This is a genomic window from Arthrobacter sp. S41, assembly GCF_004320535.1.
Classification (GTDB): domain Bacteria; phylum Actinomycetota; class Actinomycetes; order Actinomycetales; family Micrococcaceae; genus Glutamicibacter.
Genome location: NZ_SIHY01000001.1, coordinates 118,852 through 132,972, shown reverse-complemented (window position 1 = coordinate 132,972; position 14,121 = coordinate 118,852). Strand labels below are relative to the sequence as shown.

At 55.7% G+C, this 14,121-nt stretch carries 16 protein-coding genes and 1 other RNA gene; 8 read left to right on the top strand and 9 right to left on the bottom strand.

Annotated features, from left to right (window positions below; genetic code table 11):
• Positions 1 to 102 precede the first annotated feature (102 nt).
• Together rsrA and EYR88_RS00720 are read right to left on the bottom strand one after the other, a co-directional pair.
• Entirely contained in the window at positions 103 to 363 is a 261-nt protein-coding gene (rsrA, locus tag EYR88_RS00725; RefSeq protein ID WP_131087836.1) for a mycothiol system anti-sigma-R factor, read from the bottom strand.
• A 1-nt stretch (position 364) separates the two neighbouring features.
• Positions 365 to 1,018, bottom strand: a complete 654-nt coding sequence (locus tag EYR88_RS00720) for a sigma-70 family RNA polymerase sigma factor (RefSeq protein WP_131087835.1) — start codon at positions 1,016 to 1,018, stop codon at positions 365 to 367.
• A 227-nt stretch (positions 1,019 to 1,245) separates the two neighbouring features.
• On the opposite strand from EYR88_RS00720, the gene aroA reads away from it, so the two are divergent.
• Genes aroA through crcB form a run of 6 tightly spaced genes read left to right on the top strand, consistent with a single transcriptional unit; the run spans position 1,246 to position 5,991 of the window.
• Positions 1,246 to 2,619, top strand: a complete 1,374-nt coding sequence (gene aroA, locus EYR88_RS00715; RefSeq protein WP_131087834.1) for a 3-phosphoshikimate 1-carboxyvinyltransferase — start codon at positions 1,246 to 1,248, stop codon at positions 2,617 to 2,619.
• On the top strand, positions 2,619 to 3,710 hold the full coding sequence (locus EYR88_RS00710; protein WP_131087833.1) for a ribosome small subunit-dependent GTPase A: 1,092 nt from the start codon (positions 2,619 to 2,621) through the stop codon (positions 3,708 to 3,710). The genes aroA and EYR88_RS00710 overlap by 1 nt, the downstream gene beginning before the upstream one ends.
• Before the next feature lie 13 nt (positions 3,711 to 3,723).
• Positions 3,724 to 4,527 (top strand): inositol monophosphatase family protein, encoded by an 804-nt coding sequence (locus EYR88_RS00705; protein ID WP_131087832.1) that lies wholly within the window; start codon positions 3,724 to 3,726, stop codon positions 4,525 to 4,527.
• Positions 4,527 to 5,162: a metal-dependent transcriptional regulator gene (locus tag EYR88_RS00700; protein ID WP_131087831.1), complete on the top strand. Its 636-nt coding sequence runs from the start codon at positions 4,527 to 4,529 to the stop codon at positions 5,160 to 5,162. The genes EYR88_RS00705 and EYR88_RS00700 overlap by 1 nt, the downstream gene beginning before the upstream one ends.
• Positions 5,163 to 5,168: 6 nt before the next feature.
• On the top strand, positions 5,169 to 5,606 hold the full coding sequence (locus EYR88_RS00695) for a CrcB family protein (protein ID WP_131087830.1): 438 nt from the start codon (positions 5,169 to 5,171) through the stop codon (positions 5,604 to 5,606).
• 1 nt (position 5,607) lies between these two features.
• Complete coding sequence (gene crcB / locus EYR88_RS00690; protein WP_347559249.1) at positions 5,608 to 5,991, top strand: fluoride efflux transporter CrcB; 384 nt, start codon at positions 5,608 to 5,610, stop codon at positions 5,989 to 5,991.
• A gap of 51 nt (positions 5,992 to 6,042) precedes the next feature.
• Here the strand turns inward: crcB and EYR88_RS00685 are convergent, their stop codons facing one another.
• The 7 genes from EYR88_RS00685 to prfB all read right to left on the bottom strand — a co-directional run bounded on the left by EYR88_RS00685 (position 6,043) and on the right by prfB (position 12,357).
• Positions 6,043 to 6,516 (bottom strand): DUF2568 domain-containing protein, encoded by a 474-nt coding sequence (locus EYR88_RS00685; RefSeq protein ID WP_131087829.1) that lies wholly within the window; start codon positions 6,514 to 6,516, stop codon positions 6,043 to 6,045.
• A gap of 230 nt (positions 6,517 to 6,746) precedes the next feature.
• Positions 6,747 to 7,116: a transfer-messenger RNA gene (gene ssrA / locus EYR88_RS00680) on the bottom strand.
• 119 nt (positions 7,117 to 7,235) lie between these two features.
• The gene (smpB, locus tag EYR88_RS00675; protein WP_131087828.1) at positions 7,236 to 7,709 is read right to left on the bottom strand and encodes an SsrA-binding protein SmpB; all 474 of its coding nucleotides are present in this window, start codon (positions 7,707 to 7,709) and stop codon (positions 7,236 to 7,238) included.
• Positions 7,710 to 7,763: 54 nt separating this feature from the next.
• Complete coding sequence (locus EYR88_RS00670; protein ID WP_131087827.1) at positions 7,764 to 9,197, bottom strand: M23 family metallopeptidase; 1,434 nt, start codon at positions 9,195 to 9,197, stop codon at positions 7,764 to 7,766.
• 55 nt (positions 9,198 to 9,252) lie between these two features.
• Positions 9,253 to 10,167: a permease-like cell division protein FtsX gene (gene ftsX, locus EYR88_RS00665; RefSeq protein ID WP_131087826.1), complete on the bottom strand. Its 915-nt coding sequence runs from the start codon at positions 10,165 to 10,167 to the stop codon at positions 9,253 to 9,255.
• Positions 10,164 to 10,961: a cell division ATP-binding protein FtsE gene (gene ftsE / locus EYR88_RS00660; RefSeq protein ID WP_131087825.1), complete on the bottom strand. Its 798-nt coding sequence runs from the start codon at positions 10,959 to 10,961 to the stop codon at positions 10,164 to 10,166. The genes ftsX and ftsE overlap by 4 nt, the downstream gene beginning before the upstream one ends.
• 280 nt (positions 10,962 to 11,241) lie before the next feature.
• The gene (gene prfB, locus EYR88_RS00655; protein ID WP_131087824.1) at positions 11,242 to 12,357 is read right to left on the bottom strand and encodes a peptide chain release factor 2; all 1,116 of its coding nucleotides are present in this window, start codon (positions 12,355 to 12,357) and stop codon (positions 11,242 to 11,244) included.
• Between the two features lie 161 nt (positions 12,358 to 12,518).
• Here prfB and EYR88_RS00650 point away from each other — a divergent pair, with 161 nt between their 5' ends.
• Together EYR88_RS00650 and EYR88_RS00645 are read left to right on the top strand one after the other, a co-directional pair.
• Positions 12,519 to 12,782: a hypothetical protein gene (locus EYR88_RS00650; protein WP_131087823.1), complete on the top strand. Its 264-nt coding sequence runs from the start codon at positions 12,519 to 12,521 to the stop codon at positions 12,780 to 12,782.
• 46 nt (positions 12,783 to 12,828) lie between these two features.
• Positions 12,829 to 13,971, top strand: coding sequence for a hypothetical protein (locus EYR88_RS00645; RefSeq protein ID WP_131087822.1), 1,143 nt, complete (start codon positions 12,829 to 12,831; stop codon positions 13,969 to 13,971).
• Positions 13,972 to 14,121: the final 150 nt, after the last annotated feature.

The following is a 14,121-nucleotide window of genomic DNA, read 5'->3' as shown; positions in this document are numbered from 1 at the left end:
CCAACCACGGCAAGCGCCCAAACAGCTAAGCGAAGCGAACATAAAAAGAACCCCGTACCATTCGAGTTTTTACTCGAAAGCTACGGGGTTTCTCTTTGCCTGTTAGTGACCTGATTCGAGGCGAACCTGCGAAATCTTGGCAAAGATACTGGCTTTCAAATTATGCGGCGCCTGCTCTTGGCAGCTACGTCGCACCACCGAACGGATAATGCACTCAAGGTCATATTCCTCGGTGCACTCCGGGCAGCCATCAAGGTGCGCTTTGACCTCTTTGATGTCATTCAGCGTCAATGCACCATCGAGGTATTCATAGATGCGTACCATGCGGTCATCGGCGCAATCACCCAATGAATTGCAATCCATCTTATTTCGCTCCTCCATCAGCCTTCGCGGCGCTCTTGGCACGAGCTCCGGTGGCTATCCCACGGTCTGCTGCATAATCTGCCAACAGTTCCCTCAAATTCTTACGTCCACGGTGCAACCGGGACATCACGGTGCCGATCGGCACACCCAAGATGTCGCTGGCTTCCTTGTAACTGAAACCCTCAACATCAACGAAGTACACGGCCATCCTGAAATCTTCACCGATGGACTGCAAAGCCGCCTTCACATCCGAATCCGGAAGGTGATCCAGCGCCTCAACCTCAGCCGAACGCAAACCCGTAGGCGAATGCTCCATCGCTGAAGCCATCTGCCAGTCCTCGACGGTGTCGGTGCTGGTGCGCAAAGGCTCGCGCTGACGCTTGCGGTACAAGTTGATATAGGTGTTGGTCAGAATGCGGTACAGCCAGGCCTTCAGATTGGTACCTGGCTTGTACTGGTGGAAGGCCGAGTACGCCTTGGTGTAGGCCTCCTGCACCAGATCCTCAGCATCCGTAGGGTTTCGAGCCATCCGCAGGGCAGCTGAATACAACTGATCCACATACTGCATGGCGTCACGTTCAAAACGCTCGCGACGCTGTGCCTCGGACTCAGTGGCCGCATCGGGCAAATTCTCGTCCACACTCTTGTTGTTCATCACGCCTGAGTCTACGCGGTTACTAGCGCTATTGCGCGAATTCGAACGCGACCGGGTAACGGTACGGGCCCCGCGAGGTTCCTCGGCCACCACACAAGTGGTGCCGCTGGCTGTTGAAGTCTGCTCTCTGATCGTCACACTGGGTACAACCACGGGATCCAAAACCTTATTCCCCCATAGATCTCCGCTAAGATTTAACTAAAATCGCACAAGCCTAAGGATCAGCAATCAACACCGCAAGCGCCTCTGGAAGCCAGCACCACCCACCGCAGCACAACGCAGAGAACTGGTGGCCCGCGCCCTACACCGGCACCGGGGTTCACGCCACCGTCACCGTGCCAGCTTCCAAGTCGTTAACCAACCGCTATCTGATCCTTGCGGCCTTGGCTTCTTCGCCATCCACCATCCACAACACCTTGATCAGCCGCGATACCGAGCTGATGCTCGGGGCGCTGGAAAAGTTCGGGGTGGGAATCGATCGCACCGAGCAGCCCGATGGCTCCACCACGGTAGTGCTCACTCCTGCCAGCGAACTAAAGCGCGCTGAGTCCGATGGCACCGAGCTGACCATTGAGTGCGGCCTGGCCGGAACCGTGATGCGTTTTGTTCCGCCATTGGCTGCTGTCGCTAAAGCACGGGTCCACTTTGATGGCGACCCGGCCGCTCGAGTGCGTCCCATGGCCCCGGTACTTAATGGACTTCAGGCTCTGGGCGCACGCCTGAGCTACGGACAAACACCTGGCATGCTGCCGTTCACCATGGATGCCAGCGAAGTACAAAGCACCGGAGAAGTAGTGGTTGACGCTTCGGGTAGCTCGCAATTCATCTCCGCACTGCTGCTTGCCGGACACGCACTGCCCGGCGGACTGCGACTGCGCGCTGCACCCGGCCCGGTGGCCTCCCCGGATCACATCGCCATGACCGTGGAAACCTTGCGCGAATTAGGCGTAGCGATCACCGTGGATGACGATGGCCGCGGTTGGCAGATCGCCGAAGCACCCATTGCCGGCTTCACCGTGACCGTTGAACCTGACCTGTCCAACGCTGGGCCTTTTTTGGCTGCAGCTCTGGCGACCAACGGCTCGGTGGGCATCCGTTTCTGGCCCGAAAAGACCACCCAGGTCGGCGGTAAGTGGGTGCAGATCTTGAGCCAAATGGGGGCCGAGGTCAGCCATGGCACCGACGGGGTGCTCACCGTGCGCGGCACCGGAAAGATCACCGGCATCAACTACGCCGATGCCTCCGAGCTCGCGCCAACTCTGGCTGCTCTCTGCGCACTGGCCGATTCCCCGAGCAAGCTCACCGGCATCGGACACCTCCGCGGACATGAAACCGACCGGCTCGCAGCGCTGGAAATTGAACTAGCCAAAATCGGTGCCAGCGTCACCGCGACCGACGACGCGCTGGAAATCATTCCCGGGGTGCGTACCAGAGCAGATCTGAACAGCTACGAGGATCACCGCATGGCGACCGCCGGTGCGCTGTTGGGTCTGGCCATCAAAGGCATCCGCGTAGAAAATATTGCCACCACCGCCAAGACCATGCCGCAGTTCCCCGAACTGTGGACACAAATGGCCAAAACCGCTAAGGATCGCGGCTAATGCACTACTCAGACTATGACGAATCCTCAGTGCGTGTCCGTCCGAACAAGCGTGGCTCCCGCCCGCGCACCAAGGACCGTCCCGCCTACGAAAAGGCCGTCATTGGCCGCATCATCACCGTGGACCGCGGCCGCTACACGGCCATCTTGGATGAAGACACCGCCAATGAGCGCATCGTCATCGCAGCTCGCGCCCGCGAACTTCGTCGCCAGGCGATCGTCCCGGGCGATCTAGTAGCACTGGTCGGTGACACCACCGGCAAGCCTGACACCCTGGCACGCTTGGTGCGCATCGAAGAACGCCGAACCCTGCTGCGCCGCAGTGCCGATGATACCGACGCTACCGAGCGTGTTGTGGTGGCCAACGTGGACAAGCTAGTGATTGTGGTGGCCGCAGCCAACCCTGAGCCACGCACCGGCTTTGTTGACCGCGCACTGGTGGCCGCCTACGATGCCGGCATTCAACCGGTCTTGTGCGTGACCAAAGCCGATGTGAAGGACCCGGCCGAATTCCTCAAGCACTATGAGGGTCTGGATTTCCCCGTGGTCATTTCCCGCACCACCACCGAAGAGGCCTCCGGCGTTGATGCCCGAGGCGCCGACGGGTCCAGTGCAAGGCTGGATGTGCGTGCACTGGCAGAACTTGATGAGCTGCTTGGCGGCTGCGTTTCGGTCGTTTTAGGACACTCTGGTGTTGGCAAGTCCACCCTAGTTAACGCGTTGACTGGTTCAACCCGAGCAACCGGGCACGTCAACGCAGTGACCGGGCGCGGACGCCACACCTCCTCAAATGCGCTCGCGCTACGCCTGGGACAGGTTCCGGGCTCGTGGCTCATTGATACCCCTGGTATTCGTTCCTTCGGTTTGGGCTTGGTGGATCCGGATAATATTCTGGCCGCCTTTGAAGACCTGGCCCAGATCGCGACCGACTGCCCGAGAGGTTGCACCCACGCCGCCGGTGAAGCTGGCTGTGCTTTAGAAGCCTGGGCGCTGAGCGCAGATACTGCTCAACCTGCAGATCGTCTGGCCTCGTACCGGCGGTTAGTGACCACCAAGGAAACCACGCACGAAAAGGAGCTCGGCGCTCAGTAGGCGCCGGAACACCATGGCAGAATTTACCTTGCAAGAAGATCTTGAATTTGCGCTGGCTTTGGCCGATAAGGTTGATGCGCTCACCCTGGCCCGCTATGGATCCAATGACTTGGTGGTCGAATCCAAGCCGGATATGACCCCGGTCTCTGATGCAGACCGTGGCGCAGAGCAGTTGATCTTGAACGAACTTGCTGCCCACCGCCCGGATGATTCGGTACTGGGCGAAGAATTTGGTGTGCACGGTACCGGTTCACGACGCTGGGTGATCGACCCGATCGACGGCACCAAGAACTTTGTGCGTCGCGTGCCTGTCTGGGCTACGTTGATCGCTCTGTTGATCGATGACGAGCCAGTGCTTGGTGTCATTTCTGCCCCAGCGTTGAGCCGTCGCTGGCACGCCGCCACCGGTTTGGGCGCCTACGTCACTGAACCGGGCACCAGCGTGGGCTCCACCGCCACCCGGGCCATTTCGGTCTCCTCGGTGACCGATTTGGCCGATTCATCGCTGGCCTACGCCTCGCTGAGTGGTTGGAAGGAAGCCGGAAAGCTTGATGGCTTCCTCGACCTGTTAGACACCGCTTGGCGTACCCGCGGTTACGGAGATTTTTACTCCTACGCGTTACTGGCCGAAGGCGCCGTGGACGCGGCTTTTGAGCCCGAGCTTGAACTCTACGATATGGCCGCACTGGTCCCCGTGGTTCGTGAAGCCGGTGGTCGCTTCACCTCGGTAGCTGGAGAAGAAGGTTGCCATGGAGGCAACGCGCTGGCCAGCAACGGCAAGCTGCACGAGGCGATCCTGCCATATCTAAACCGCTAATGAGCACCCCACACCCCACCGGGTCGCTGACCACCAGCGAAGAGGACTATCTCAAAGCGCTTTACACCCTGACCGAGTGGGACGACTCCGAAGTAAGCACCGGGGTCCTGGCCGATCAGCTGGGCCTGTCCCCTGCATCGGTGACGTCAATGATCCAAAAGCTTGCGGGTAAAAATCTGGTCCATCACGTCCCACGCAAATCTGTTTCGCTCAGTGATAGTGGCAGGCGCGAAGCACTGCGGATGGTCAGACGTCATCGGCTATTGGAAACCTTTTTGCGCGATGAATTAGGTTATGGCTGGGACGAGGTCCACGACGAGGCCGAGGCGTTGGAGCATACGGTCAGCGACCGATTTATTACCGCCCTGGACGCGCGCCTTGGCCACCCTCGCCGTGACCCACACGGGGACGCGATCCCTGCTGCCGATGGCACCCTGCCCGTCTCTAAAGCGATCAGGCTTGACCGTTTTGCCGGCAAAGAAGCCATCATCGATCGGATCAGCGACGAAGATCCCGAGTTTTTGCGACGCGCAGCCGCCCAGGGGCTGGTACCCGGGGCCAGAATCAAACTCCCACACCAGTTGGACTACATCGAGGCCTCACTTATTTGGGTCCATGTTGGCGCAGGGGTGTGAACCAAGATGAGTACTAACCCCGGGGCGCACATCCCAAAATTTCGCAGGGTCGACTTAGCCTTGGTCTTTGTTGGCGGAACGCTGGGCACAGCCAGCCGACTGGCCCTGAGCCTGCTTCAGCCCCAAGGACTCAACCTTCCTGTGATGGTACTGCTGGTCAACGTCGTTGGCGCGTTCGCCTTGGGTTGGTTACTCACTTCCCTCTCGGCTCGCGGACCAGAAACGTCAGCACGCCGCAGAATTCGTTTGCTTGTTGGCACCGGCTTCATGGGAGGCTTCACCACCTACAGTGCCTTGGCAACCGACTCCATGCTGCTCACCAACGACGGATCGGTGCTACTAGGCCTAGGCTACGGGCTGGGGACAGTTCTCGTCGGAGCGCTGGCCACATGGTGCGGCATGCTGGTGGGAACCAAACGTCGCACCTCGGCGAAGGGGAACTGAGATGGCCATAACCCCTACCCTATTTCTCACCATCGCTCTGTGCGGTGGTTTGGGCGCGATACTTCGCTTTACTGTTGATACCTTGCTCACCGCACGCTTCGGCTCACGAATGCCTTGGGGAACCATCGTTATCAACCTCTCCGGTTCCTTCGTCTTAGGCTTGCTCACAGGCCTACTGACGCATTCCTTGTTGCCTGAGCCCTGGCTTCTAGCTGTGGGAACTGGATTGCTTGGCGGCTATACGACTTTCTCCACAGCAAGTTTTGACACCTTGAGATTGCTTCGAGAGGGCCGGACGGTCGCCAGTTTGGCCAATGCCTTCGGTACGCTTTTCGGCGCAATCCTCGCTGCTTATCTGGGCTTCCTGCTGGCTACTTTGTTCTAAGAGACAAGAAAACCCCAGCCGTTGGCTGGGGTTTTCTTGTAGGAAAAACTTTTATCGTGCAGCTCGCCGGCCTTTGGGAGCGCCTGAGCTTTCGGCTTGAGGAAGTGGTTGGGCCTGCTTTGGCGTGCGGTCGTGCGGCACGGCGTAACCGCCAGTGGCAACGACAAGAATCGCGCTGATGCCGGTCAAGGCGAGCATGGCAATGGCCCAGATTTGTGACTGTTCATAGAACGAGTGATCAACGCTGAGCCACAACGTATAAGCTCCACCGATGTAGATCAGGTGAATCAAAAGCATGCGCGTTCGTAGCCTGAACTTGACCACGGCTTTCGGGGAAAAGAAGATTCCCCAGAGGATCAGAAGCGGGATAACCACTACCAAGATCGCCGGAATGATGGGCCATGGGATGAAGGCGATGGCGGCCAATGCTGCTGCGAAAAGCAAACCGACTTCGAGCAGAAAAGCGACGACTGCATAGATTGCTGAAAGGACAGGCGACACCCGTTGGGAACTGTTTTTACCCATCGATTCTTCTCTCACTCCAATTCTGCAAAGTCCACCGCATGAAATTCTTCTGCTTTCATCTCAAGTCTATGTGTAAAACCTCCAAGCCGCGAATGGACTCGCAATTTTTGCACAGTGTTTAGTCAAGGCTCGCGAATGTTATCCGAGCGGACTCCCCCAATGCGCGACAGGTTCAGCACAAACGAAAAAGCTCCGGAACCAAGCGGTTAGCCTGATTCCGGAGCTTAGATACGTGGAGATGGGGAGAATTGAACTCCCGTCCGATGTGGTGTTGCCAGGTCTTCTCCGGGCGCAGTTTGCTGCGGATTTTCTCTGCCCCAACCATCACGCAAACATGTGGTTGATCCAGGCACAGTTACCTAAATATGTACCCAACAGCGGTAACGGCCGCTGGATACAGTGGCTATCTAAATGACGTTAGGATCAGAGGCGATAGCAAACCTCTGGCTAACGGACTGTCTGGCTGCTTAGGCAGCGAGAGCGAAGTCAGTGCGCTTTGATTCGGCACTTATTGTTTTGCAAAGAGCGTTTACGAGATAACTTTGCATCCTCGGCCCGCTTCATCTGTCGCGACTCACACCGTCGAAACCGATCATCCCCGTATTTTGTTGTCAGTCCCAGTTTCCCAGGTACAACCACGCCCAAGAGCGTGTTTTTCAATCATAGCGCATTGCCTTGGGCTAACCCAACGCAAGATACGCCACAATCTAGTCTTTAAGCTAGCCGCGATTACGCTCACGCATGGCGCGTAGTGCCTCGCGATTGTCTTGCTGCTCACGCAAGGTCTGGCGCTTGTCGTACTCGCGCTTACCGCGTGCAACACCGATTTCGATTTTCGCTCGGCCCGACTTGAAGTAGAGACTCAATGGAACGATGGTGAGACCAGCTTCGCCAACCTTTCGCTCAATTTTCACTAATTCTTGACGGTGCAACAAGAGCTTACGACGTCGGCGTGCAGCATGATTGGTCCACGATCCGTTGAGGTACTCAGGGATATAGACGTTCTCGATATAAAGCTCATCACGGTAGAACTGTCCGAAGCCGTCAATTAGCGAGGCTTTACCTTCGCGCAGTGACTTTACTTCGGTGCCACTGAGCACCATGCCAGCTTCAAAAGTATCGAGGATTTCATAATCGTGGCGTGCCTTGCGATTACTCGCAATCACCCGATCTTCTTGATTTTTCTTAGCCACGTTACTCCTTGCATGTCGTGGGCGGACTCCCGCGCACAGATTACAAGTCTAGCGCTAGAGAAGTCCCAATGGGTTCACGGCATTGCCGTTTACGATAGTTTCAAAGTGCAGATGGCAGCCAGTCGAGTTGCCAGTAGTGCCGACATAACCGATTACGTCGCCCTGCTTCACGTGTTGCCCGACGCTTACAGCAACGCGCGACATGTGGTGGTAACCGGTAGCAAGGGCCTTGCCCTTGACGACGCCGTGGGAAATGATGACCTTGTTGCCAGCAGTTCCGCCCCAACCAGCGGTCCAAACTTCGCCGTCAGCCGCAGCGGTAATCGGTGCACCGCATTGTCCGCCAAAGCCCCAGTCAATTCCGGCGTGAACGTATCCACCCTGTCCACCGTAATCAATCGTTCCGGCAGGAGTCGGACGCCATCCGAAGGTTGAGGTCAGGTTATTACTTGGTGTCGGCTTAACCAATCCCCAAGCACTTGAACCCGCTGACTTGCTAACCGTAGGTTCGGAAACTGGCGCAGGAACGAAAGCTTTCTTTTTGTAAGCTTTCTTCTTTGCTGCCGCTTCCTCAGCTAGACGCTTTTGCTCTGCTTCGTAGGCAGCCTTGCGCTTTGCTTCAGCTTCAGCAGCTTTACGCTTACGTTCGGCTTCCTCACGCAACAAACGCTCCTGGCGTTCCTTGATATCGGACTTAACCTGAGCGTACTCTTTTTGCTGTGCCGCTAGCTTGGCCTGAATCTGTGGTTTCTTCGCTTCGAGCTCAGCGCCCAACTTCTCGGTGCTGGCGACCAAAGCATCAAGCTCATTCTTAGCGTTTTGGGCCTGGTTTCGAGCGGTCTGCTCTTGCGCCAAGGCTTCTTCCGCCTGCGATTTGAGCGAGGAGATTTCCTTCTCGACAGCGCTCAAGCGAAGCTTGTTGTTTTCGTTATTGGCCTGCTCTTGCGCAAGATCGTTATAAGTGTTGCTCTGCGATTCCATGGCACGGTTCGCCAAGTCTAGGCCGTCGGCCATCTGCTGGGTCGAATCCATGTTGAGGATCATGTCCAGTCCGCTGGAAACGCCACCGCGCTTATAAGCTTCGGAAGCGATGGAAGCCATGGCGGCTTTCGCTTCGGAGATCTTTTTGGCGTTCTTCTCGATCTCGGCAGTTACCTGATCACGAGTCGACTGAGCAGCGATCAATCGATCATTCAGATCAGCGACAGCGGATTGGGCATTAGCGACACGGCTTTGCGCGTCGGCCAATGCCTGTTCAGCGGCAGGTACTTGAGCCTGCTGATCACGTAGCTTCTTGTCGGTTGCCTGGATATCGGAATCCAAGAATTCCATGTCCTCTTCCAGGTTGTTGATATTTCCTTCAACCTGGGTCTTCTTATCATCAAGATCATCAGCGACAACTAGGCCCGCTGGCAACGTTAAAGCGAGAGCCATTGCCCCACCGAGGGTGGCGCGCAAGAACTTACTTCGCACTGCGTTGGACAGCATGTGGCTCCTTCGAGAAAGATGTCGTGCTACGGGTCTACCGACGATGAGGGGTCGATTAAACCTTCAGGTAACGCTTCAACGTTACCACTGATGAAATTGTGGCCAAAACGATACCAATAATCAAGAGGCCAGGCGCAACTAGCCAAACTTCATTGGTAGAGATGAATGCAACGCCGACGTTTTCACTGGCAAGTTTGTCTTCGACAAGGAACTTGAGTAGGAGCCATAGCGTGCCTGATGCCAGCACACCACCAATCAGTGATGCGATAACACCTTCGATAATGAACGGTAACTGAATGGTTGCTTTCGAGGCACCGACCAAACGCATGATCGTGGTTTCCAGCCGCCTGTGCATTGCAGAGAGTTGGATGGTGGTACCGGTCAACAACACGGCACAAACAATCATCACGATTGCAACGACTGCTGCAGCAGCAGAAGCCACGCGGACCAGTTGGAATACCTTTTCCAAAAGTTCACGCTGATCCACTACAGGGTCAACGCCATCAACGGTCGACAATGCTTCGTTGATAACTGGGTACTTCTCCGGATCAACCAGTGCGACTCGGTACGACTCAGGCAACTGCTCTGGAGTGATCTGGTCGACGAGCGAGGAGTTCTTGTACTGATCCAAGAAGTTCTTGTATGCCTGGTCTTTCGACTCGTAGGCATATTCCTTGATGTACGGCGCTAGCTGCTCAGACTTGAGAACTTTTTCAATGTTCTGACGCTGGGCGTCGGTGACTTCTTTGCCAGCACAGTTTGTTGAAGAGCTGGAGTCGTCACAGAGGTAAACAGCTACCTCCATGCGGTCGTACCAGTAGCCCTTCATCTGGTTGATCTGGAGCTGCAAAAGAGCTGAGGCGCCGACGAAGGTCAACGACACAAAAGTCACCAGTACTACGGAAACGACCATGACAACGTTCTGGCGAAGGCCCTTGGCCGCTTCGCGAAGAATAAATCCTAGTTTCACTGGTCCTCGTCCTTCTGGTCCTCAGTAAACTGCGAATCTTCATCATGCTCAACAGCGGAATCGCCCACGAGCAGCTCACGCGAGCCGTCTTGGTTCACCACTGTGGTCATTGGCATGTACTGGCCGTCAATCTCATCACGGATAACTTGACCGCGCTGGAGTTCGATCACACGATGACGGTATTCACTAACAAGTTCGTGTGCGTGGGTCGCCATCAAAACGGTTGTACCGTTTTGATTGATGCGGTTGAGCACGTTCATAACCTCAACGCTGTTTTTGCGATCGAGGTTACCGGTAGGCTCATCCGCCAAAAGAATTGATGGCCTATTGACGATGGCACGCGCTATGCCCACGCGTTGCTGCTCACCGCCGGAAAGTTCAGTTGGCTTACGACGAGCCTTGTCTTCAAGGCCGACAAGCTTCAGCGCGTCTGGCACGCGCTCTCGAATCTGAGCACGCGAGGCACCAATGACCTCCATGGCGAATGCGACGTTGTCAAAAACCGTACGCTCGCGCAAGAGTCGGAAGTCCTGGAACACGAAGCCGATATCGCGACGCAGCTTTGGCACGCGATGACTCGGGATACGGTTCAGGTTCTGTCCGGCCACGTACACAGCACCGTCAGTGGAACGCTTTTCGCGTAGCACCAAGCTGAGGAACGTCGACTTTCCGGAACCGGATTCACCAACAAGGAAGGCGAATTCGCCACGGTCAATCTCGATGTTTATGTCATCCAAAGCAACGTTCTGCTGCTTTGGCTCGTAAACCATCGAGACATTTTCGAATTTAATCATGTCTTCAATCGCTAGTTTTCGTCGGGGCGCGACCCACGAATACCAATCTCGAGATCAAACGTCAATAGATGCGCCAGTGTTCCAAACACTATCGGTGCAGGCGCTAGAACCCGCCCAAATCCTAGGCGTGTTGCCAGATTCATCCAATAAGCACAGCCTCCACAAATGGCTGAAGACCAACGTGACTTGAACGGTTTTACTTGTAGTCAGTTGCCTTGGTGACGATACTTACACAGTTTGTGACAAGTTTGCCCAGCTCGATTGGTATTCGCATGATCTGCTACTTCCTCGGACGGCGCTGGCCTGCGCGCCATCGAATTCCTGCGTCAATAAAGTCATCGATTTCGCCGTCAAACACAGCTTGAGTATTTCCAACTTCGTGCTCTGTACGCAGATCCTTAACCATCTGGTAAGGATTGAGTACGTAGGAACGCATCTGGTCACCCCACGATGCCTTCACATCTCCGGCGAATTCCTTCTTCTGTGCATTTTCTTGCTCTTTTTTCAATAGCAGAAGTCGGGACTGCAGGACGCGTAGCGCAGCGGCTCGGTTCTGAATCTGCGACTTTTCGTTCTGCATCGAAACTACGACACCAGTTGGAATGTGAGTCATTCGCACGGCAGAGTCGGTGGTATTCACGCTCTGTCCACCAGGGCCCGACGAACGGAAGACGTCGACACGAATTTCCGACTCTGGAATTTCAATCGTGTCAGTCTGCTCAATCAACGGCACAACTTCCACGGCCGCAAACGACGTTTGGCGGCGGCCTTGGTTATCGAACGGTGAGATTCTGACAAGCCTGTGAGTGCCGGCTTCTACTGACAACGTTCCAAAAGCGTATGGCTCGTCGATTTCGAAAGTCGCAGATTTAAGTCCAGCTTCTTCGGCGTAGGAAGTATCCATGACTGTTGCCTTAAAGCCACGTTTCTCAGCCCAACGCAGGTACATGCGCATCAGCATCTCGGCAAAATCGGCTGCGTCCACGCCGCCAGCGCCGGAGCGAATCGTCACCACTGCCCCGCGAGAATCAAATTCTCCGCTGAGCAAAGTCACGATTTCTAACTCATCGAGAGCCTTATGGATGCTGACAAGTTCTCTGTCCGCCTCTTGAATGGTCTCTTCGTCGGCTTCGAGCTCCGCCAGTTCTACCAAAACTTCCAGATCATCAATACGAGTCCTGATCTTGGTCAATCGTTCAAGTTCAGACTGGCGATATGAAAGTTTACTGGTAACGATTTGCGCGGCAGCGGGGTCATCCCAAAGATCGGGAGCTCCGGCTTCCTCGGAGAGCGTCACGATGTCAGCTTTAATCTGATCAACATCGCTCACGTCTTCAATCGACGAGAAAGTTGAGCGCAGTGTGCGGATTTCTGCAGAGAAGTCAGTTTTTGCCATGGTCATCTAAGACTACGTCATTTCGCTTCCGATTCCTGAGCCCACGGTCATCTGCTAAGTACGGTCTGAGCCGTTGAATTCACTGAAATCGGCACACCCTCGGGCACGATCCACCCCACCATCGGTGGTTGAACTGAACCTGAAAGTTCTAGTGTGGCGCCTTGCCCATCGGGACGGATTTGGACGGATCTGATCTGAAGATTGTCAACGCGACCGCTGGCACCTACATCGCTAAGATACTGAGCCACAGCTTGCTGTACGCGTTGCTGGCTGAGCTGTATCCGCGGGTTCGGTCCATCAGCCACAAACTCAACGAGGCAGAAGACCTCGGCGTGGGAGGCTGCGGGGACCGTCGGCTGGTCGGAAGCGCCCCATTACCGGCAACGGTCAACGACAAGCAGGAGACAGAAACATTCTCAATATAGACGTCAACAACGAATCATCGGTCAGAAAATAAGTAATGATAAGCATATGAGCAATCAAATGAGTCGTTGGGGTCGCGGTCGCGGGCTAAGTCGCCTCCTGGCCCGGGAAACGAACGTTGCGGACCTTATTCAGTTCCTCAGTGACCGCGACCCATCGCCCTGGGTAGAGGTCGTAGGCTTCAGTCCCAACGAAGTTAAACGTGAGGGGTCCAAGAGCGAGAACTACGCGGATTTGGTGTTGATATCCGATTCAGACAGCGCTGCGATCGAAGTGAAGCTCGGTCATACAATGAGTGAAGAGCAACAGTCTGCCTATGAAGCCCGACAAGGCCGAGCCGCCTATCTCGCAGCACTAAGCTTCGATGAAGCGCGCCTCTCGGAAACTGACAAGGAGCTGTGGGGGTTCCTCAGTTTGAGCAATCTTGTTGGCAAGTGGGAGCATTCCAACGACGAGCTCGCACGGCTACTTGCGAGTGAGGCAGCCACCGTCCTGAGCGGATGGGACGACATGATTTCAGGAGTCTTCAAACCACCGACGTCAAGTCAATTGGTTCCCCTGAGTGCTCTAGGCGAAAAGTTCCTGGCTAGAGTAGTCACCCGCAGGATCGCTTTCGACCTGAGGGCGGCCGGCAAGTGGGCCACAGCCGGCGTCACCAGTGGCGGCGGCCTTCCGATAGTACAGGCTTGGACGCCGATCCGCGGCGAGAACATAGACCGAGCCTTTATCGCTGAGATCCGCTGGAGTAGCAATCGGCTCCGCGGGGAGCTGCGGTTCGGCATTGATTTTGATCCTCGGCCGCAACAGTCTGAGAACGAGGAGGTGCGCAGAGCCGCGTACGATCTCGCCCACAATATGGACTCAGTCATCGCCTGTAACTCTCTCGAAGATCATCTCGCCGAAATCCATCCAGATCTTCTTGACTTCTTAGTGTGCAAAAGCGGATCCGGCCGCCCCGAGGTCAAAGGTGATTGGGAAAGTGTCATCAAGCATGGCTTCAAAGGTTCCTCTTTGAGCAACGGTAAGAAGAATAATCGCAGGCAGACTACGCCTGGATTTTACGGTGATGGAGCCCTTCGATTTGAGGCAACCGTTGGCGTTGCCTTCGAACATACCTCAGCGCTTGATCTAATAGTTCTTCTTAGCGCGACTTTGGAGTACCTTAGTTCTAATCAGCCGACACCGGCTTAGAACGCTCGACGAAGGTCTTCGAAACCGCGTTGTGGCCCATAGATCATACTTTGGCGTCTCGTTTAGCCTGTCTCTCCTGCTACAAATGCGAGACAGACTTCTGAGACGAAACGATGGGTGCAGTGACAAGGAATGGAGTACGCCTCGCAA